Consider the following 19,849-nt stretch of genomic DNA (forward strand, 5'->3'; position numbering starts at 1 on the left):
GGTCAGCGCGTCACGGTATCGGCGAAAATGGAGCGAACGCGCCGACATAGGGTTTTGGCAGAGGTGCGGCATAACCGCCGGCTTTCGACGTTTTCATCCCAAGCCGCGCCAATGTCGTCGCAAGTCCAACCCCCGCGGCGACGCCGTCGATGACCGGCACCTGAAACCGCAGCCAAAATTTCTCCGCAAGCGCGGCCATTCCGGCGCAGCCCAGCACAATGCAGTCCGCTCCGTCCTCCTTTAAAGCCCGTTCGATTTCATGGCCGAGTTTTTCCTGCGCTCCTGCTGGATCGGACTCCAGCAAAAGCACCGGCAGTTCCGAGGCACGCACGCGAGCGCAACGGCGGTCAAGGCCGTACCGCAAAAGGTTATCCTCGATAATCGGAATGGAGCGGGCCAACGTGGTCACGACGGTAAATCTCGTGCCGAGCATGCTCGCGAGATGGAATGCCGCCTCGGCAATGCCGACAACCGGTGCATTCGATATCGCCCGCGCCGCATCCAGGCCGGTATCATCGAAGCAAGCAATGACATGGGCATCCGCACCGGCCGTCTCCGCTTCAATAATGCGAGCGAGCATGCCGGGCACCGCATAGGCTCCGTCCACAAAGCCCTCAATGGACGGTGGGCCGAAATCCGGCTGTGTCACCGTCATCACGGCATCGGGCGGTGCTACCATGCGGGCCGCGGCAGCAATGCCTTGCGTCATGCTCGCAGTCGTGTTCGGGTTGACGATATGAAGCCGTATCACTGTGCACTCCAGACCTGACTGCGGCCACACGGGCCCTCTGCAACATGAAAGATCAAAACGGCCGTTCACTCAATCGCGGCGCCAATCTCGCGATCAGCCCGGATCGTCTTTGGGACGATCTCATGGAGACGGCGGCTTTCGGCGCGACGGCAAAAGGCGGCGTCTGCCGCCTTACGCTGTCGGATGACGACCGAAAGGTTCGCGATTGGTTCACGGCGCGCGCGCAAGCCATTGGCTGCACCGTGACCGTCGACGACATGGGCAATATGTTCGCCCGGCGTGATGGTCTCAGAAACGACATCCCGCCAATCGCGATGGGCAGCCATCTCGATACGCAGCCAACCGGCGGTAAATTCGACGGCGTGCTCGGTGTACTGGCGGCCCTCGAAGCGCTGCGGACGTTGCAGGAATCCGGATATCGGACCTTCGCACCGGTTGAAGTGATCAACTTCACCAATGAAGAAGGCTCGCGGTTTGCACCGGCGATGCTGGCCTCAGGTGTCTTTGCCGGCGTCTTCGAACGGGAATGGGCCGCTTCGCAGAAAGACCGCGACGGCATTTCATTCGGCCAGGCGCTGGATGCGATCGGCTATCGCGGACCGCACCGGTGCGGTGATCACCCGCTCTCGGCCTATTTCGAGCTTCATATCGAACAAGGACCGATCCTCGAAAAGGAAAACGACGATATTGGCATCGTAACCGGTATCCAGGGCATTCGCTGGTACGAAGCGACGATGATCGGTCAGGAGGCGCATACCGGCGCTACGCCGATGACCATGCGCAAGAACGCCCTGCTCGGCGCAGCACGCATGATTGAAACCGTCAACGCGATCGCCCTGCGCCATCCGCCGCACGCTGTGGCGACTGTCGGCCTTGTCGAGGTCATGCCGAATTCGCGCAATGTGGTTCCGGCCGAAGTGTTCTTCACGATCGACGTCCGGCATCCCCAAGTTGCTGTTCTGGATGCGATTGAGAACAGCATCAATTCGGAATTTAGAACTGCGATGAGCGATTACGATCTGTCAGGCTCGCTGACGCGAATCTGGGAAAATCCACCCGTCGCCTTCGATCCCAATTGCATCGCCTCGGTCCGCAAGGCGGCGGCTGCTTGCGGCGCGTCGGCGCGAGACATGATATCAGGCGCAGGCCACGACGCGGCATTCATCATGCGCGTTGCCCCGTCCGGCATGATTTTCGTCCCGTGCAGGAATGGCATCAGCCACAATGAAACCGAATTCTCGACCAAGGAACAATGCAGCAAGGGTGCGCAGGTCCTACTGCAAAGTGTGGTTGAATTTGATCGGCGCCTGGCTGGCGAACTTTAACTGTTTCTGTTTTTGACTGCGGTGGCCAGGCGCTCGTCCGGCGGCGCTATTTCAGTCACCAGATCGCGTAAATGGGCCTTATTGGGAAGAGGCTCCAGCACCATATCACGCGGCTCCAGCCGGACCGTGCAGGCGTAATCAACCTTTCCGTCAATGACGATCATGCATTCCTTACAGCTATTGGCGTTGATGCAAGAATATCGGATGCTCAAGGTGGGATCGATGTGCGCGCGCACATAACGCAGCCCGTCGAGAACGGATTGTCCGGGACTATAGGGAATTTCATAGCGGCTGACGGACTTCTCCCTCCCAGGCTCGCCGCGATGAACAAGCAGATTGGCCGTGGCAGCCATCAAGCGACCTCCGAAACTCGGCTTCCAACGACCGGTGCGCGCCCAAACACCAATTCATTCTGATGCAACGCGACTGTCTGATGCAAAGCCCAATTATCGTCGAGGCCCGGGAAATCATTTCTTTGATGAGCACCGCGGCTCTCGGTGCGCAAGAGCGCCGCGCGCGTGATCGTTTCTGCCACGAGCAACATCGAGCGCAGGTCGAACCAATCGATACGTTCCAGGTTATAGGGACCTTTTGTTTCCGGCGCTATCGTACCGATGGCGCTCTTCATGTCAGCCAAACTCGCAAGCGCATGCTCCAGACCCTCGCGTGTACGAAAGGGACCGACAAAGTCGGCCATGACGGCCTGCAACTCTGCAATAACACCCGCCAAATTCAGATCGGGCCGTGGAGTTGATGCAGATGCTATCTCCAGTTGTTCAGTGGCCAAAGCGTTTTTCCAACTGTGATGCGCGATCGTGTTGGCCCTCATAGCGGCCGCTTCGCCGGCTATTCGCCCAAAAACCAGCGCCTCCGTGATCGCATTACCGGAGAGCCGATTTGCGCCATTGGCCCCGGCGACAAGCTCTCCAGCGGCATAGAGATTGGGCACCCGTGTTTCCATGGTCGTGTCGGTCTTCACGCCACCCATATGGTAATGCGCAATCGGCGCCACCTCGACTGGCATTTTTGACAGGTCGATGCCGTTGGCAGCGAGGCGATCGATCACGGGCCCGAATGCTTCGCGAAGCTTGTCGCCCGGAATATGCTGGAAGCTGAGAAACGCGCCACCCGCCGGCGAGCCGCGCCCAGCCTCGACTTCTTTGAGAATCGCATGCGTTGCCTTGTCGCGCGTCACGACATATCGGCCGCCCTCCTCGTTCCCATAGTCGTTCATGAACTCACGCATTTCGGAATTCAGCAGGCGTCCGCCCAACTTGTAACGGAATGGATCCCACATGATCGGATCCATGCCGACCAGACGTGGCGCGAGATGGCCGATGGGAAAAAACTGCACGAATTCCATGTCCATGAGCTCGGCACCGGCGCGTAAAGCCAAAGCATGGCCATCTCCGCCCATATTCGCGGAGGCACTGTTACGCCGATAGAGACGCGTCAATCCACCGGTCGCCAGAATCACCGTCTTGGCTGCAATGGAAACCGGTTGGCCGTCGGCGACCGAAAAGCCGATCGCACCCGCTACAGCCCCATCGACGAGCGCCAGATCCGTCAGATAAAGATCGCCAATCCGAGTCACGAGCTTCTGCCGAAGAACACGGCCGCGTAACGTCTTCGCAACCGCCGGTCCCGTTGCCAGAAAATCGACATAAACGCAGCGCGGCCGATCATGTCCCGGCGCCTGTGTCTGGCGTATGCCGCCGTCGGCCTTGCGGGCCCAGCCGACCCGCCACTCGTCAAGCTGCTGAATAGCCGCGGGCCCCTGTTCGCAAACCAGTGCGGCGAGATTCGCATCGCACAGACCGCGTCCCGCAGTCAGCGTATCCGCAAGATGGTGCTCCCAATGATCGGGCGTTTCGGAGCCCAATGCTACCGCGACCGTCATCTGCGCCATAATGGTCGCGCCACTGCGGCCGATCAGGCTGCGGTCGGCCAGAATAACCTCGGCACCCATTTCAGCAGCCGACAGAGCTGCCGCCATTCCTGCGGCGCCGGCTCCAACGATCAAAACATCGGTTTCAAGATGCAAACGTTCACGCGACAATGCCACGCGCCATCTCCTCAAATCTCCCTACCACGCTCGTGGAGCGAAGCGTTTAGGTTACAACTTGAGCCAGATATCGCGCCTACCGATAGACAACGGATGTCCTGACTCGCTAGCTCCCTGGTTCGCCGTTGATATCGACGTTATTCGTAACATTACGCAGCCTCGGAGATCGCCTCAAGCTCGCGTCCTTCCGGAATGTCGCGAATATCGGCAGCCAGTATCGCGGTGATCGTTGCGCCGATCGCGCTGACGACGGCCATCAAGGCGAGAACGCCGGCCACGCCGGCAAATTCCTTCACCTGCGGCAACATGAAAATGCCAAGTGTCGCTCCGACTTTCGCAGTGGCGGCGGCAAAGCCGCTCGCCGAAGCACGGATGCCGGTCGGAAACAATTCCGGCGCCAGCGTGAAGGTTGTCGCATTCGGCCCGGCATTCATCGCGAGATTGAACAAGATGAACCCGGCAAAGACGAGCGCTATATGCGCGCCCTCCCCGCCGCCGGCCAGCACGGCAAACAGCAGCAGCAGCATCCCCATTGCCATGCCGGAAAAACCCGCGATCTGCATATGGATGCGGCCAAAGCGAGGCACGGCCCAGAGGCCGATCAGAAATCCAATCAGCAGAAACAGATCGATCGCCGCGCTACCCTCGGCGGCGGCAAAGTTCGCCGCCAGCGGTCCGCTTGTGTTCGACGGCAGGTGGATGGCGGCGAGAATGACCGGCGTGAACAGACCGACGCCATACGTCGCGATATCCATCAGGAACCATGGCGCCGAGGCGAGCAAAGTTCTCTTGTGGTATGCGCGGGAAAACAGAACGGAATATCCGCTGGGCGACGATCGAACTGGCCCGGCATGATCAGACGGCGCGACTGGAAGAGCGCCGAGTGCCGCCTCAGGGGGTGCCGTTATGTGATCTTTTCCATGTTCCAGCAGCCAGCGCGGACTTTCCGGCAGCCACAGACGAAACAACAAAAATAGGATTGCGCCGGCACCCGTGGCGCCGACGATCCAGCGCCAGTCCGTCACGCTGACACTCAGCCGCAGCGTCGCCAGCGCCACCATGGCGCCGACCAGCATGCCGACAGATTGCAGCGCGATGGTCGCCACCATCATGCGGCTGCGCTCGCGCTTGGGCATTGTTTCGGAAACATATGAGGCGCTGACCGGGAAATCGATGCCGATGCCGATACCGACGAGAAACTGACCGGCCAAAATCAGGAATGGCTCATTCGCAAGGGCACTCAATAGCGCCCCTATCGCGAGGATCGCCATATCGACAAGGAGCGCTGGCTTTCGCCCGAACCGATCGGCGGCAGGGCCTCCAAAGGCCGCACCGAAGGCGGCACCGAGCACCAACGCAGATCCGATCAATCCCACCATCAGCGCACTGAGGCTGAAGCGCTCTGTCAACAGCGGCATCGCAACGCCGAGCGAGAAGATCGAGAATCCATCCAGCAGCGTGCCGCCGCTCGCCAGCAGCCACATGAAATATTGCCGCCACCCCATCGGGGCGGTGTCGAGCAAATCAAGATGGATCTGCGCCGGTTGGGCCTGCGTGCCGACGGGCATCGCCATCGGCTAGCCTTTCTTGGCTTTCTTCGCCTTGCCCTTACTTGCGCTATGATAAAGCCGCCTGATTTTGGCAAGATCGACCGTCGGCTTCGGCAGCTTCAACTTCATGTCCTCCATCGTGTCAGCAATGATCTGCGACACGGCGAGGTTGCGGAACCATTTGTGGTTCGCCGGGATCACATACCACGGCGCATATTTGGTCGAACAACGCGAGAGCGCATTCTCGAACGCAGCAATATAGCTGTCCCAGTAATTGCGTTCTGTATAGTCGGTATTGCTGATCTTCCATTGCCGCTGCGGATCGTCGAGGCGCTCCTTGAAGCGCGCCAGTTGCTCATTCTTGGAAATATAAAGGAAGAATTTCAGAACGGTTGTGTTATTGTCCTCATGCAGCAACTTTTCCCAATCATTGATAAAATCGTAGCGCGCCTGCCAGACGTGTTTTGGCACCTGTTTGTGCACCCGCTCGACCAGCACATCTTCGTAATGGGAACGGTTGAAGACAGCGACCTCGCCCTTGGCAGGCGCATGCGGATGCACGCGCCAGAGAAAGTCATGCGCGTGTTCTTCGGGCGTCGGCTGCTTGAAACCCTGAACCTTGACGCCTTGCGGATCCATCGCACTGATGACATGCCAGCAGGTGCCGTCCTTTCCTGCCCCATCGATTCCTTGCAACACGATCAGCAGCGCGCGGCTTCGGTCGCCGTAGAACAATCGCTGCATCGAGGTCAGCTTGTCTTTATAATGCTCCAGCCGCTCGGTTGCCTCGTCCGGTGACGAGATCGAGCCATGGAAATCAGGGTCGAAATCCGACAGCCTGATTTTCTTGCCGGGGCGAACAAGCAATTTCTTCCTGAAATCCACTGCAACCTCCACTCACACCGTCAGTTGGCAATCGGCTTTGCAAGCCCTTGAAGATGACCGCCCTGCTCCGCCTCGCGCCGGACATAGAGAAGCTTGACCAGATCGATAACGACCATCCAGACGAGACAATAGATCCACACGCCCAGCACCGCCGCCCAAGGCAGTTTCGGCATCAGAATGCCGAAACCGCAGATCAGGATCGCAACGACCTGTGTTGCGACGATCGCAAGCAAGAGCGATGAACTCGGATAGGGTGGGAAAAATACCGAATGGCGGCTGCGCACGACGAACAAGAGCAGATGCCCGCCTACGGCAAGCTGCAGGAACATCATCGTTTTCAGGCTATTGTGATCCAGCGGAATGACAGACATCAGAGATTGATTGCTCAACCATTCCAGCCCGATCAGCAGAAGACCAAGACTTTCAGCGAATGACAGAAGACCCATCAGGCAGGAAAAAACCAGCACGCTGTGCATATTCCAGCGTTGTGGCCGCGGCGCCGGCGCCACGTTGTCATAGGCGATGGTCATGATCGGGATATCGTCCAGCAACGCCAGCACGACGATCATCACCGCTGTCAGCGGCTGAAATTCGAAGAACACGATCGACGCCACCACCAGCAACATGATGTCGAGCGTCATCGCAATGCGATAATGAACATAACTCTGGATGCGCTGGAAGATCTGCCGCGCGCCAACGATTGCGTTGACGATCGTGGATAGCCCCGGCGCGGTCAGAATCAGGGCGGCGGCGCTGCGAGCGGCATCGGTTGCGCCGCTGACGGCAATGCCGCAATCGGCCTGCCGCAATGCCGGCGCATCGTTGACGCCATCGCCGGTCATCGCAACGATATGGCCGCGCTGCTGCAGGCTTTTGACGATCTCGTATTTGTGTTGCGGGAACACGCGGCCGAAACCATCGGCCCGTTCTACCGCGGCCGCGACATCCGGTGAAATCGACGTTACACCATCTTTGAACACATCGCTGGCGACCACGAGATGATCGCCCATGCCGAGTTGCTTGGCGATCTGATCGCCGATGGCGACGTCGTCGCCAGTGACCATCTTGACGTTAAGGCCAAGCTTTTCCGTCTCGGCAATGGTCGCCTTGGCATCCGCGCGCGGTGGATCCTGTAGCGAGATAAGACCGACAAGCTGCCATGTCTTGCCATCATCAGAACGTGCGACACCGAGCGCACGATAACCTTTGGAGGCGAGTTCGCTCACCGTGCCGTTGTAACGGGTCAATGTCGCCACATCGGCATTGGCGAGCGCGGCGATGACCTGCGGCGCCCCCTTGGCATATTCGTGTGTCTTGCCTTGCGCATCGATCACGGTTGCCATAGTGCGTTTATTGACCGGGTCGAACGGCACGAATTTTGTCTGCTTTGCCCCTTCGATCGCCGAACGATCCTTGAGCGCACGCAGCACCGCGAGGTCGATCGGGTCCTGACTGCTCGTCTGCGTCGCCAATGCTGCTGCCGTCAGCACATCGTCCTGCTTGAACGATCCGAAAGGAAGCGTGGCATCGAGGCTGAGCTGGTTCATCGTCAACGTGCCGGTCTTGTCGCTGCAGAGGATATCGACGCCGGCCAGTTCCTCGATGGCGGAGAGACGCGACAGGATCGCTTTCTGTTTCGACAGCGCATAGGCGCCGATCGCCATCGTCACCGACATCACCGCCGGCAATGCCACCGGGATGGAGGCGACCAGGAGGATCAACACGAACTGGGCGATCGAGCCGACGGTGCTCCAATTCCATTCATCAGCGACCACGATATATCGGTAGACTTCAATACCGACGAGGATGATCGCCAGCGCAAAGGCGACGAGGATGAGGAAATCGCCGATCTGCAGCACCGCCTTCTGCGAGTGCGACACCGAACCCGCCGAAGCCACCAGCTTCGCCGTCCGGCCGAAGAAGGTCGCATTGCCGGTCTTGGTCACCACGCCGGTCATGTCGCCCTGCTTGGCGATACCGCCGGAATAGGCCGCGTCGCCAATCTTCTTCGAGACTGGCAAGGATTCGCCGGTGAGCGCGGACTGATCAACCGTGAGATATTCGCCATCGATCAGCAGCAGGTCCGCCGGCACGATCTGACCCGCCGAGACGTTCACCACATCGCCCGGTACGAGGGTCGCCGCGTCGATGGACGTCCATGTACCGTCACGAAGGACACGGGCCTTCGGCGCCAGTCCTTTCTTCAAGGCGTCGAGCGCATTCGATGCTTTATAATCCTGCCAGAATCCCACGGCCGCGTTGTAGAGCAGCAATCCTCCAACGACGAAGAAGTCGGGCCAATCGCGACGCACCAGCGAAATCAGGGCCGCGGCCTCGATCATCCATGGCAACGGGCCCCAGAAATAAGCCGCCAGCTTGCGCCAGCGGCTTTCCGTCTTTGCCTCGATCGCGTTGCGACCGTATTTCGCGAGCCGCGCTGTTGCCTCCGTCCCTGTCAGCCCTTTCGGCGTTGTTTGAAGTGCCGCAAGCGCAGCATCGATCTGCTCCGCATTGAGCGTCGTTTGAGCCGAAGAGATTTGAGCCGAAGACGTCGCCGACCGGTCCAATACTGTCATGCTCCGGACTCCCCACGCTGCCTCGTCCCGCCGTTGCGCATCACCGGCACGAAAACCCGCAACAATCGTATCATATCTAGGGGTGCAATGTGCTCGTCAGCCGGTTCGAGAGCGAAAATGTGCGAGCATAGTTGAAGCGAAATAACCGCGATGGCGCGAAATGCTCGTAGCCAGCTGTCAATATAATCTAAATTGCATCATTACTGACTTTCCGCACGATCCTCGGCAGGCCCTGCGCGCCGCGCAAGGTTGAGCGCAGTATTGATCAGACCAACGTGGCTGAACGCCTGCGGAAAGTTTCCAAGCATCCGGCGCGCCCTCGGGTCATACTCTTCCGACAACAAGCCGACATCGTTTTGCAATTCAAGCAAACGATCGAAAAGCTGCTGGGCTTCGGCATAGCGGCCGAGCAACACATAGACATCCGCGAGCCAGAAGCTGCACGCCAGAAAAACGCCCTCGCCCGGAGGCAGCCCGTCATTAACCAGCTCAGTGCGGTACCTTAGAACAAACCCGTCATGAAGCAACCATTGCTCGATCGCTTTGATCGTGCCTATCACACGCACATCGTCGACGGGAAGAAATCCAACCAACGGGATCTGGAGCAGGCTAGCGTCCAATGCTCTTGATCCATAGGCCTGTACGAAACTGCCCAAGTCCGCATCGAACGCGTTGCGGCAAACATCCGCATGGATCTCATCGGCGACCTGTCGCCACCGGTCAGCCAACTTGCTGTCCTCCGGTGTAAGTCCGGCCCACTTTGCGGCACGATCGAAAGCGACCCACGCCATCACCTTCGAGTGGGTAAAGTGCTGGCGTTCGCCGCGCACTTCCCAAATTCCCTCATCGGGCTTGCGCCAGGCCTTTTCCAGAAAAGGCATGACAACGTCTCGTAATGCCAGAGCCCGAGGGTGGGACGGTAAACCACCTTTTCGCGCCTGAACAAGCGCATCAGCGACCTCGCCATAGACATCGAGCTGAAACTGCTCAGCCGCAGCGTTGCCGACGCGGACCGGACGGGAGCTTTCGTATCCACCGAGCCACGGCACCTCCCATTCCCAGAGATGGCGTTCGCCGGTCACCCCGTACATGATCTGCATTTGATCGGGAGCACCGGCAATGGCTCGCACCAGCCAGTCGCGCCATGTCCGAGCTTCCTCGAAATATCCCAGATTCATGAAAGCCTGGAGCGTGATCGTCGCATCACGCAACCAGCAGAAGCGATAATCCCAATTACGAATGCCACCGAGAAATTCTGGAAGCGATGTGGTTACGGAGGCGACGATACCGCCGGTCGGTAAATAGGTCATCGCCTTCAACGTGATCAGCGAACGCTTGACCGTTTCGGTCCACGGGCCAACGGAAGGACACTGCGCCGTAAACTCGCGCCAGTATGTTTCCGTGCTCGCAAGCAATTCGTCCGCATCCAGCGGCTTGTGAGACGCACCATATGTTAAAATGAACGGGACGCGATCACCTTCTCTCACAGAAAAAGAACCGCGCGTATGAAGATCCCGTCCTATGAGCCGTACTGGCGAGTTCAGCAACAATTGATGTGGACCAGCGATCGCGCGGATGGTTCCGTCATCGTCTCTTGTGACCCAAGGCACGGTCCGCCCATAATCAAACCGGACAACGAAATCGGTTTCGAAATCGACCTGCCCGCTCGTTCCGATGACGACCCGGACAATGTCGCTGGCTCCATCCCTCGGCGGCATGAAGTCAACCAACATGGCCGAACCGGAATCCGTTTCGAAAATAGTCTCCAAAATCAATGTATCGGGCCGATAGCGGCGGGAAATGCGTACGGTCTTTTCCGTCGGTCGAATGGACCAGCGACCATTCTCCGACGTCCCTAACAGGGCCGCAAAGCAGGCGGGCGAATCGAACCTCGGAAAGCAGAGCCAGTCGATGGAGCCATCGCGCGAAACGAGAGCGGCTGTTTCGCAATCTCCAATCATCGCATAATCTTCAATGAGCGCGCTCAAATGGAAGATCCTCCGCTGCCCGGCAAGTGGCCTAAACGCCCAGAATGCCTAAGAGTTCGATCCACCCGACCATTCAACGTGGATTACACACGCCTGGATACCCGGAACGAATTGACGGAAAGCAGTCGGCTCCGCAGGATATCGGGCAAACTGCCCAGCACCCGCAAGAACAGGGCAAAGAACCAGGGAAATGCGATGATCGCCTGATTGCGGGAAATTCCACGTTCGATCTTTTTCGCGGCATCCGTCGCCGAAATGAGGAAAGGCGTTGCTCCCCTGATCTGATCGGTCATCGGACCTTCGACATAGCCCGGACAAACGACACTGACCCGCACACCCTGCTGCCGCAATCCGGTGCGCAACGCCAGGCCATAGCTCAGGACCGCCGATTTGCTGGCGCTGTAACTTGGCATCGGCGGCAGCGGCAGAAAGCCGGCGACCGAACTCACAATGACAATGTGACCGGACCGTCGCTCCAGCATAGCCGGCAGGAGCGGATGAACCGTATTGAGCACGCCCAGCAGATTTGTTTCCATCAGGCGATAGCTGGTTTCCCCATCCTCCAGGCTTTGATCGGGTTCGAGGCCGGCCGACACCCCGGCGCCAGCAATCAAAATGTCGATCGGCCGATCGCGGTCGAAATCCTGCAGCCATGCCGCCATCTCCGCGCGCGCCGTGACCTCGATGGAGGCGACGCGGACGTCGGCGCCTTGCCCACGACATTGATCTGCCACCGCATTCAGCCGTTCGACATCACGCGCAAGCAGCCCAAGGCGAAAGCCCTTGGCCGCATAGCGGAGTGCCAGCGATCGTCCAATACCGCTCGAAGCACCCGTTATGACAATCGTCTGCGTCATGCTGACATTCAAATACGGAACATAACCCACGCATCAGTCGGGAATGACCAGATCGCAAATATGAACAACAACGAATTACGGCTGCTTCGGAGCAACCGAAAACCTGGCCACCGACAATGCATGCTGACGCACCCGGTCGGGCAGCAGGCCGCCCAAGCGCATCACCAGTGCGAAATACCACGGAAAGGCGATGACCGGTACGTTGCGTTCGATGCCACGATGGATTTTCTCGGCGGCATACTCCACCGAGCGCACGAACGGCTTCGCCCCCTGCACGCGTATGGCCATTGGCGTGTTGACGTAGCCCGGACAGATCACACTGACCTTCACCCCATGGGCGCGCAGACCCGCCCGCAAACTCATGCCATAACTTAAGATTGCGGCCTTGCTGGCGCTGTAGCTCGGCATCTGCGGCAGCGGCGCAAAGCCGGCCACCGAGGAGGTGATAGCGATGGTTCCGCGCCGGCGTGCAATCATCCGCGGCAATAGCGGGTGGATCGTGTTGAGAATCCCCAGCACGTTGATGTCCATGAGTTCGAAGCTCGCGTCCACGGACTCCGCCGAGTGTCCATCGGCGACGCCACTAATCACACCTGCATTGGCGAACAGGATATCGATCGGCTGCGCATCATCGAATCCAGCCAGCCATGCTCCAAGCGCAGCCCGCTCTCTCACATCGATTGTGTGTGAATAAACGTCCGCACCCAGCGCCCTGCAGCGTTCGGAAACGTTTGCAAGTCCTGCCGCATTGGCATCCAGCAAACCAAGCCGCGCCCCATCTCGCGCGTATCTGAGCGCCAACGCCTGTCCAATTCCGCTGGCGGCCCCGGTGATGACTATCGCGCGGATCATGCTACCATAAATACCATAACGAGCGGGAAAACCAGGGTACTCATCAGCTCGGCGGATGATACACGTGCGGTGATGCCTTGGTGCAACCCGAAGAAAAAATCTAAATCTGCAACTCATCGGCGGGGACGCATCCCGAACGAACCTTGTCCTATAATGGACGTGCTCCGTTTGTGTGAGTGAAACTTTGACCGACTTCATCCCGGCCTATCCTTACAGGCTCCCCAAAAAACCGTCGGCCCTGAAACGCGTCTGGCTCGCGCGGCAGAGCCTGATTGGCATGTGGGAGGAAGACGCTTACGACGACTATGAATTCGTCTCCACCCAGGTGCTGGCGCGCAAGGTCATCCTCTGCAACAGCCCGGAATCGATCCAGTTTGCCTTCAGCACCCGGAATGCCAGTTTCGAACGAAAGAGCCCGCAAGAGCGCTTCGCGCTGGCGCCGATCATTGGCGACGGCCATTTCATCACTGACGGCGAAACCTGGAAGCGGCGGCGCCGTCTGATCGCGCCGATCATCCACGTCTCGCATCTCGCCGAATTTGCCCCGACCATGGTCGAGGTTGCAGGCGAAACGCGCGATCGCTGGCTCAAACGCCCCGCCGGCCAGAGCTTTGACGTGCTGACCGAGATGGCGCAGCTCACGGCTGAGATCATCTGTCGGTCGGTGTTCGGCCGCGAACTTGGGCATGAGCATGCCCAGCAGGTTGTCGACAGCTTCAGCGAATATCAAAGGCAGATCGCGCAACTCGACATGTTCTCGTTTCTGGGCCTGCCGGACTCGTTTCCGCGACCGCGAAGCCGCGCTTTGCGCAGGGCGGTTCAGGGCATCCATGATGTGCTCGATGGCATCATTGACAGCTACCAAACGCGCAAGAAGGACAAGAACGACGCCTCGCTGGTCGGCCGGCTCATGGAAGCCCATGACGAGGAAACCGGCGAGCGCATTCAGGGCGAGGCGCTGCGCAACGAGGTCGCAGTGCTGTTCATGGCCGGACACGAGGGCAACGCCAATGCGCTGACCTGGACCTGGTACCTGCTCTCCCAAGCGCCCGATGTCGAAGCCAGGCTGCATGACGAACTCGACCGCGTGCTCGGCGACAGCATGCCGACATTCTCCGATCTGCCGCGCCTTACTTACACGCGCGCGGTGCTGGATGAATCGATGCGGCTTTATCCGCCCGTGCCATTCCTGTCGCGCGAAGCAATCGTCGATGAAAACTACAAGGGCGAGAGCATCCCGCGCGGCTCGCTGATCTTTGTCGTGCCGTGGCTGATTCATCGGCACAAGAAGTTCTGGGACAAGCCCGATCATTTCATCCCGGAGCGTTTCCTTCCCGGCAACGGGCCGACGCCCTCGAAATTCGCCTACATCCCCTTTTCGATCGGACCACGCGTCTGTTCCGGCCTGGGCTTCGGTTCGGCGGAAGGTATCCTGTGCGTCGCCACCATCGCGCAAGCGCTGCGGCTGCGGCTCAAACAGGGTTATAAGGTCGAACCGGTTTGCCGTCTCACACTTCGCCCGGCCGGTGGAATGCCAATGTCCGTCGAACCGCGACAGCACGCTGCCAAGGTCGCTCCGCCGGACGAGCCTGCAGCGATGGCTTGCCCATTCGGTCACGGTTGATGCCGCGCTATGATGAACCATGACGGCGCTGATCGAACATCCTTATCTCCTTGTGTTCCTCGCATGGATTGGGGTGGCGCTGGCGGCATGTCTTTGCGTCGCGCACTTCCAGTCGCAACTCGGGCCACCGCCGCATATCGAGCACGAGCCGAAGGCGGTCATCCTCCTGCCGATCCGCGGCCTACCGCTCAATTTTGATGCCTTGTGGCAGGGGCTCTGCGAACAAACCTATCGCAATGTCCGAATCGTCTTTGCGGTCGAGAATGCAAGCGATCCCATCTACCCGGTGCTGCGGTCTCTCACCGTTGGACCGCCAACCGAAATCGTCATTGCAGGCCCGACCGACAGATGTGCTCAGAAGGTCCGCAACCTCGTCGCCGCACTGAAGACGCTGCAACCCGACGATCAAGTCATCGTCTTTGCCGACGCCGATATCGTGCCAAGATCCGACTGGCTGGTGCGGCTCATTGCACCATTGGCCAATCCGGGGATCACGATCGCGTCGGGTTATCGCTGGATGGTGCCCGCCGATAGCCGCTGGTCCACGGCTTTCATCTGTGTTGGAAACGCCTCGGTCGCCACCCTGCCGCGCTGGCGTTACTGGAACATCGTCTGGGGCGGATCGGCGGCCATCCGGCGTGCGGATTTCGACGCGCTCGAGATCGGTGAATATTGGGACGATGCTGTGGCCGACGATGGGCCGCTGACGACAGCCATTCGCTTGTCAGGCGGCCTGATCCACTCCCCCGAAGGCGCGCTGGTGATCTCGCCGGTGTCCTATAGCTGGTCCGACGGTATCGCCTTTGCGCGCCGCCAATACACTTTCCTGCGCTGGTCAGCACCGCGCCATTGGGCGCTGTCGGCGTTCTCGCATACTGTGCCGATCGTTGGTTGGACCGTTGCGCTGCCGCTCGCATGGGCCGGCAGCTCTGCGGCCATTGCAACGATCACCCTCACCTATGGCCTTGATATGCTGCGCGGGTTTTTGCGACTGCGTGTGCCGCACAAGCTGTGGAATATGCGACCACCCGGGCACATCGTGCTGCTCGATCTGTTTGCGACGCCAGCCTGGGTCTTCCTCCATGCCGCTGTGATCTGGTCGACGCTGTTCAAGCGATCAGTCACCTGGGCGGGCCGCACTTATCGTGTCAGGTCATGGCCGCGTGTCCGGAGCATGACGATCGCAGAACAGGCGCCCACCGCCCGACGATAGCTGGCGTGAAGAACCGCTATCGAGCTCTTTCCTGTCGCGTCTCGAAGATCTCGACCGTCGCATCATATTTCGGATGCAACGTGCCCATGATCCGGTCCCAGAAGGAAAAGGTGTGGGCATAATTGAAGCGGAAATATCCATGATGCTGGTCGTGGAACACCGTGCTGGCGAGCGGCCATGGCGTGCGCCCGAGCGGAGAGGCGAAATGTTCGTAGCCCGCATGCCCCAGCATACCACTGATCTGGTCGTAGATTTTCTGGACCACCAGCACCTGCCATGGGATCGGCAGAATGAACACGATCAGGAAAAAATAGAACTGGTTGAGAAACGATTCCACGAGCGTTTCGTGGTGGTTGGTCCAGACCGTCGGCGAGACACTGGTGTGATGCAGCGCATGAAACCGGAACATGACCCGCGTATGGAGCAAACGATGCACCCAGTAGAACCAGGCGTCGTACAAAAGAACGGACACGAGGAGAGTCAGCGGGACTGACCACCAGCTCAGCGGCAATGGTGTCAGCGCCCATCCTTGCCATTGCGCGAATATTCCCCCGGCCGCACAAAGCGACAACATCGCGACCGAGCCGGGCGCATAGACCAGCTCGCGCCATTTGCGCGCATTCACCCTGTCTTTCTGCACCTTTCGCTCGGGATGCCGCCTGTTCATGATTTCGAAGAACAATCCGGTGCCCATCATTGCGACGACGATCATCGCAATGACCGCAGCATAGAGCGCCAGAAAATTGAAAATGCCCGCACCCGGCTGCATGGCCCGAAGCAGAACGGGCGGCGTCATCGACAAAGCAGCTGCAAAAACCCAATCCATATCCACTATGCGATTTGAAGTGTCTTGCTAGCTGCCGGCTCCGCCTCCAGGCGGTCACGCTCGATCTTCCGGTCCAGTTCGGCAATGACTGATTGTGCAAATGTTCCAAGGTGCAGATAGACGACCATCAGCATCACGACAAAATCGAGTGCTGCCGGATTGGCCTTCGCACAATCCAGGAACGTGCGCCAGAAATGCCGGCGCAAATCCGGCCGCCGCACCGTCATGCGCCACATCACCCGGCCCAGTGCACGATAATCCTTCAGCCGGCCGCGCAAAGCCGCCAGCTTCGACTTGCGTTGCGGCACGGCGGTTTGCGGTCCGCTGAGGGCCGGCCGCCGCATCGCCCGGCCGACCCGCCGCACGCGCTCAAAGAATGCCGCCGGCTCATAGACCGTCTCAAGCACGGCACGGTAATCGCCCCAGATTTCCCGGCGCGGCCTGAGGGTCGTGAAGTTGAGACCGCCGGTGCATTGGTCGCCCTCTCCCGACCAGTTGGCGCCGAAAAAGCGGCCTTCCTTCTCCAGTCTGCGGGTGAGCTGAGTATTTGGCAGAGCTGTCAGCAGCCCCACCATGCACCAGGGAATGCTGGTGGCCTCGATACAGGCGATCATCTGCGTAGCGACGTTATCTTTTTCAGTATCGAACCCAACAATGAATCCGGCGGTGACGAACATTCCGGCACCATAGATTCTATGAATGCTGTCGGCGATGCTGCGTCTCGTATTCTGTTTCTTTTGGGTTGAAACCAGTGTTTCAGTATCGGAGCTTTCGATGCCGACAAAGATCGCGAAGAAGTTTGCCTGACTCATCAGGTGCAGCAACTGCGTATCGTCAGCGAGATTGATCGACGCTTCCGTCGAGAAACGAAATGGATAGCCCCGCTCCTGCTGCCACTGGATCAGGGCCGGCAAAAAAATCTTCAATGCCTTCTTGTTCCCGACCAGATTGTCGTCGACGAAATCGACATGCCCGCGATAGCCACGCTGATACAGCGCCTCCAGTTCGGCAAGCATCTGCGCATTGGTCTTCGACCGCGGCACGCGCCCATAGAGTTCGATGATATCGCAGAATTCGCAATTGAAAGGACAGCCGCGCGAGAACTGGATGCCGAGGTAAAGGTAATCCTTGGGATTGAGAAGATCGAAACGCGGAATCGGTGTTCGCGTCACATCCACTTTGAACTTTTCGGCCTCGAACACGCCGCTGCGTGCGCCGCCAATCCAGGCCTCGATGAAGCGGTCGATCACCCCCTCCGCTTCGCCGAGCACAAGCATGTCGGCGCGATCATAGATCTCCGGACTGGATGTTGCGTCAGGCCCTCCGACCACCACCGTTTTGCCGCGCTCCTGGCAGCGATCGATTACTTTCAGCGCGTCGATCTGCTGCGGCAGCATGCCGCCGGTCATCACCATGTCGGCCCAATCGATGTCGTCGTCGGTCAGGTTTCTTGCGTTGCAGTCAACGAGACGCACCCTCCAGTCCGGCGGCAGGAGCGCAGCGACGGTGATCAGACCGAGTGGCGGCGCCACGCATTTGGCGCCCCAGACATCGCAGGCGTCCGGCATGCTCCAGAACGAGTTCGGATTGAACTTTGGGAAAACCATCAGGACGTTGATTGTCATTGCGACGGGTTTTCCGGGGCCTGGATCACGGATTGTGGCGAACGATCATGTCGTCACAGTCCGACAATAACGCATCGCAGTTGCAAAGGCACTTTGTTTCGCCCACGCGACCTCCACATCCAGCATCGCACGTCATTTACCGTCCGCGCAACCGACCCGGTCAAGGCTCTTGATAATGATATCGGCCAATTCATGCAGGCCGAGATCGCGACGACTACCCGATAACCAGACACCATCGCGCAGCCCCATGATGAAATAATCCGTGCGCGGATCGGCATAGGGAAAGCCGAATGACCGGATCGCCGGCACATGGTCGCCATAAAATGCGAAAACCGCCGGCCGCCCGATCTGTTCGAGGCCTTCAATCAGCCGGGCGATCATACGATCGGCGTTGCGCCGATGATAAAGGTAGCGCTCGATCGGGGTATTGATTTGAAGCAGGCGGCGCTTGTCCCAGGGATTGTGATTCTCCATGGTCGCTGCCATGCAGAAGAAAGGCCTTTTCTCCTGTTTTGCCAGGGACAGGATCTGGTCAGCCAGTGCCAAGTCGGGAACGTAATAGCCCTCGCGCACTGTCCCGGCAAAATGAGTTTCGTCCAGCAGTTTGTCGAAACCGAGCTTGGGCAGCGCCGTCTTCCGGTTGAAGAAAGCCATATCGAAGGGATGCACGAAGGCCGTCGCAAATCCGGCATCGCGCATCTGGTGAGCGATCGAGCGTGGCGGATTGTTGAGACGCAGATAGGGATGCAGCGCATCGATCCCGATCACATCGATTTCCCGGCCGGTCAGAAACACGAATTCGGACCGCAGCGTCCAGGCGCCCTGAACCGGCACCTTGAGCCGGCCATACGCCAACGCACGGGCCTGAGCGCTCTCGAATGCGGGGAGCCTTTCGTCATGCAGCCCGGCCCGATACAGATCGGAAAAAGATTCCGATTGCACCGCAATGACGATCGGCGCGTCGCCGACATGTTTCGCGATCGGAACCGGCGTCGGCCAGATGTGTGATCCCGATGGCGCGTGCCGCCACCCGACGAGACCGGCGGTCAGCGAAGCCGCCAGACCGATCTCACGCACGTAACGCACAGAATCGGCTGGAATCATGCGGCGGTAAACGCCCGCAATCAGCCACTTCGGCAACGGCCCGGCAACGAGCCAATAGACAACGAGGACAAACAATCCAACACCTGCAGCCGCCCATTCCCAGCGGCCATATTCCGGCAGCATCGTCGGCTCGAGGTAACGACACCATCCAAAGATAATCCCGCCCAAGCCTGCAAGGCCGACATAGAACAGCGGGTGATGCAGGAATTCCGCCTGATAGAGCCGTGGGTGACGCCATATCTGCGGGATCAACGCGAAATCGACGAAGCTCAACGGTTCCTGCGTGTTACGGTATTTGTGATCGGAAATGAGCGTAACGACCAGCAACGTGATCAGCGCTGAAACACTGGAAAAGATCGGGCGCCAGCTCAGGCAAAACCAGAACCCAAAAACCAGCGACAATGTCAGGATGGCTAGCGCGATGGCCCAGACCGGCCGATCAGCAAAGCGGCCACGCGGGAGCGCACGCACGTCGATCAGCAAAGCACCGCACAAATAGGCGGCGAAACTCAACACGAGAAAAATAGCCCGGCCCCCCGGCAGAATAGAACGCGCCGGCGACCGGCACTTTCGTGCTCGGCCCGGTCGTTTAAGCTAACATAACCGCT

15 protein-coding genes are annotated in these 19,849 nt (G+C 59.2%); 3 read left to right on the plus strand and 12 right to left on the minus strand.

Going from position 1 to position 19,849, the window contains the following annotated elements:
- Window positions 1–10: 10 nt before the first annotated feature.
- Window positions 11–748 (minus strand): aspartate/glutamate racemase family protein, encoded by a 738-nt coding sequence (locus CAK95_RS26725; protein ID WP_086091684.1) that lies wholly within the window; start codon window positions 746–748, stop codon window positions 11–13.
- 47 nt (window positions 749–795) lie between these two features.
- Here CAK95_RS26725 and CAK95_RS26730 point away from each other — a divergent pair, with 47 nt between their 5' ends.
- On the plus strand, window positions 796–2,076 hold the full coding sequence (locus CAK95_RS26730) for a M20 family metallo-hydrolase (RefSeq protein ID WP_086090719.1): 1,281 nt from the start codon (window positions 796–798) through the stop codon (window positions 2,074–2,076).
- Here CAK95_RS26730 and CAK95_RS26735 read toward each other — a convergent pair.
- The 8 genes from CAK95_RS26735 to CAK95_RS26770 all read right to left on the minus strand — a co-directional run bounded on the left by CAK95_RS26735 (window position 2,073) and on the right by CAK95_RS26770 (window position 13,047).
- Complete coding sequence (locus CAK95_RS26735) at window positions 2,073–2,429, minus strand: 2Fe-2S iron-sulfur cluster-binding protein (protein WP_086090720.1); 357 nt, start codon at window positions 2,427–2,429, stop codon at window positions 2,073–2,075. The two genes, CAK95_RS26730 and CAK95_RS26735, sit on opposite strands and share 4 nt — an antisense overlap.
- The gene (locus CAK95_RS26740) at window positions 2,429–4,141 is read right to left on the minus strand and encodes an FAD-binding protein (RefSeq protein ID WP_245303534.1); all 1,713 of its coding nucleotides are present in this window, start codon (window positions 4,139–4,141) and stop codon (window positions 2,429–2,431) included. Before CAK95_RS26740 ends, CAK95_RS26735 begins: the two co-directional genes overlap by 1 nt.
- 149 nt (window positions 4,142–4,290) lie before the next feature.
- Window positions 4,291–5,715 carry an MFS transporter gene (locus CAK95_RS26745; RefSeq protein ID WP_245303535.1) on the minus strand — a complete coding sequence of 475 codons (1,425 nt, stop codon included), beginning with the start codon at window positions 5,713–5,715 and terminating at the stop codon, window positions 4,291–4,293.
- 3 nt (window positions 5,716–5,718) lie between these two features.
- On the minus strand, window positions 5,719–6,576 hold the full coding sequence (locus CAK95_RS26750) for a polyphosphate kinase 2 family protein (protein WP_086090721.1): 858 nt from the start codon (window positions 6,574–6,576) through the stop codon (window positions 5,719–5,721).
- Between the two features lie 20 nt (window positions 6,577–6,596).
- Window positions 6,597–9,152: a plasma-membrane proton-efflux P-type ATPase gene (locus CAK95_RS26755; protein WP_086090722.1), complete on the minus strand. Its 2,556-nt coding sequence runs from the start codon at window positions 9,150–9,152 to the stop codon at window positions 6,597–6,599.
- 200 nt (window positions 9,153–9,352) lie between these two features.
- On the minus strand, window positions 9,353–11,140 hold the full coding sequence (locus CAK95_RS26760; protein WP_086090723.1) for a glycoside hydrolase family 15 protein: 1,788 nt from the start codon (window positions 11,138–11,140) through the stop codon (window positions 9,353–9,355).
- 83 nt (window positions 11,141–11,223) lie between these two features.
- Complete coding sequence (locus CAK95_RS26765) at window positions 11,224–11,997, minus strand: SDR family NAD(P)-dependent oxidoreductase (protein ID WP_147413551.1); 774 nt, start codon at window positions 11,995–11,997, stop codon at window positions 11,224–11,226.
- A gap of 75 nt (window positions 11,998–12,072) precedes the next feature.
- On the minus strand, window positions 12,073–13,047 hold the full coding sequence (locus tag CAK95_RS26770) for an SDR family NAD(P)-dependent oxidoreductase (RefSeq protein ID WP_086091687.1): 975 nt from the start codon (window positions 13,045–13,047) through the stop codon (window positions 12,073–12,075).
- Here CAK95_RS26770 and CAK95_RS26775 point away from each other — a divergent pair.
- Together CAK95_RS26775 and CAK95_RS26780 are read left to right on the plus strand one after the other, a co-directional pair.
- Entirely contained in the window at window positions 13,034–14,473 is a 1,440-nt protein-coding gene (locus CAK95_RS26775) for a cytochrome P450 (RefSeq protein ID WP_198343771.1), read from the plus strand. The genes CAK95_RS26770 and CAK95_RS26775 overlap by 14 nt on opposite strands.
- A 19-nt stretch (window positions 14,474–14,492) precedes the next feature.
- The gene (locus tag CAK95_RS26780) at window positions 14,493–15,686 is read left to right on the plus strand and encodes a glycosyltransferase family 2 protein (RefSeq protein WP_086090726.1); all 1,194 of its coding nucleotides are present in this window, start codon (window positions 14,493–14,495) and stop codon (window positions 15,684–15,686) included.
- Window positions 15,687–15,702: 16 nt separating this feature from the next.
- On the opposite strand, the gene CAK95_RS26785 is transcribed toward CAK95_RS26780, so the two are convergent.
- The 3 genes from CAK95_RS26785 to CAK95_RS26795 form a co-directional block, all read right to left on the minus strand.
- Window positions 15,703–16,512, minus strand: a complete 810-nt coding sequence (locus tag CAK95_RS26785; RefSeq protein ID WP_147413553.1) for a sterol desaturase family protein — start codon at window positions 16,510–16,512, stop codon at window positions 15,703–15,705.
- A 5-nt stretch (window positions 16,513–16,517) separates the two neighbouring features.
- A complete protein-coding gene (locus tag CAK95_RS26790) occupies window positions 16,518–18,137 on the minus strand; it encodes a B12-binding domain-containing radical SAM protein (protein ID WP_086090728.1) in 1,620 nt (539 codons plus the stop codon).
- 132 nt (window positions 18,138–18,269) lie between these two features.
- A complete protein-coding gene (locus tag CAK95_RS26795; protein ID WP_086090729.1) occupies window positions 18,270–19,757 on the minus strand; it encodes an LTA synthase family protein in 1,488 nt (495 codons plus the stop codon).
- Window positions 19,758–19,849: the final 92 nt, after the last annotated feature.

The sequence above is a fragment of the Pseudorhodoplanes sinuspersici genome, from assembly GCF_002119765.1.
Lineage (GTDB): Bacteria > Pseudomonadota > Alphaproteobacteria > Rhizobiales > Xanthobacteraceae > Pseudorhodoplanes > Pseudorhodoplanes sinuspersici.

Excerpts from the sequence above, each read along its gene's own strand:
- CAK95_RS26735 (WP_086090720.1), bottom strand. The coding sequence starts at position 2,429 with ATGGCTGCCACGGCCAATCTGCTTGTTCATCGCGGCGAGCCTGGGAGG.
- CAK95_RS26755 (WP_086090722.1), bottom strand. The coding sequence starts at position 9,152 with ATGACAGTATTGGACCGGTCGGCGACGTCTTCGGCTCAAATCTCTTCG.
- CAK95_RS26745 (WP_245303535.1), bottom strand. The coding sequence starts at position 5,715 with ATGGCGATGCCCGTCGGCACGCAGGCCCAACCGGCGCAGATCCATCTT.
- CAK95_RS26730 (WP_086090719.1), top strand. The coding sequence starts at position 796 with ATGAAAGATCAAAACGGCCGTTCACTCAATCGCGGCGCCAATCTCGCG.
- CAK95_RS26770 (WP_086091687.1), bottom strand. The coding sequence starts at position 13,047 with ATGAAGTCGGTCAAAGTTTCACTCACACAAACGGAGCACGTCCATTAT.
- CAK95_RS26785 (WP_147413553.1), bottom strand. The coding sequence starts at position 16,512 with ATGGATTGGGTTTTTGCAGCTGCTTTGTCGATGACGCCGCCCGTTCTG.
- CAK95_RS26765 (WP_147413551.1), bottom strand. The coding sequence starts at position 11,997 with ATGACGCAGACGATTGTCATAACGGGTGCTTCGAGCGGTATTGGACGA.
- CAK95_RS26790 (WP_086090728.1), bottom strand. The coding sequence starts at position 18,137 with ATGACAATCAACGTCCTGATGGTTTTCCCAAAGTTCAATCCGAACTCG.
- CAK95_RS26780 (WP_086090726.1), top strand. The coding sequence starts at position 14,493 with ATGACGGCGCTGATCGAACATCCTTATCTCCTTGTGTTCCTCGCATGG.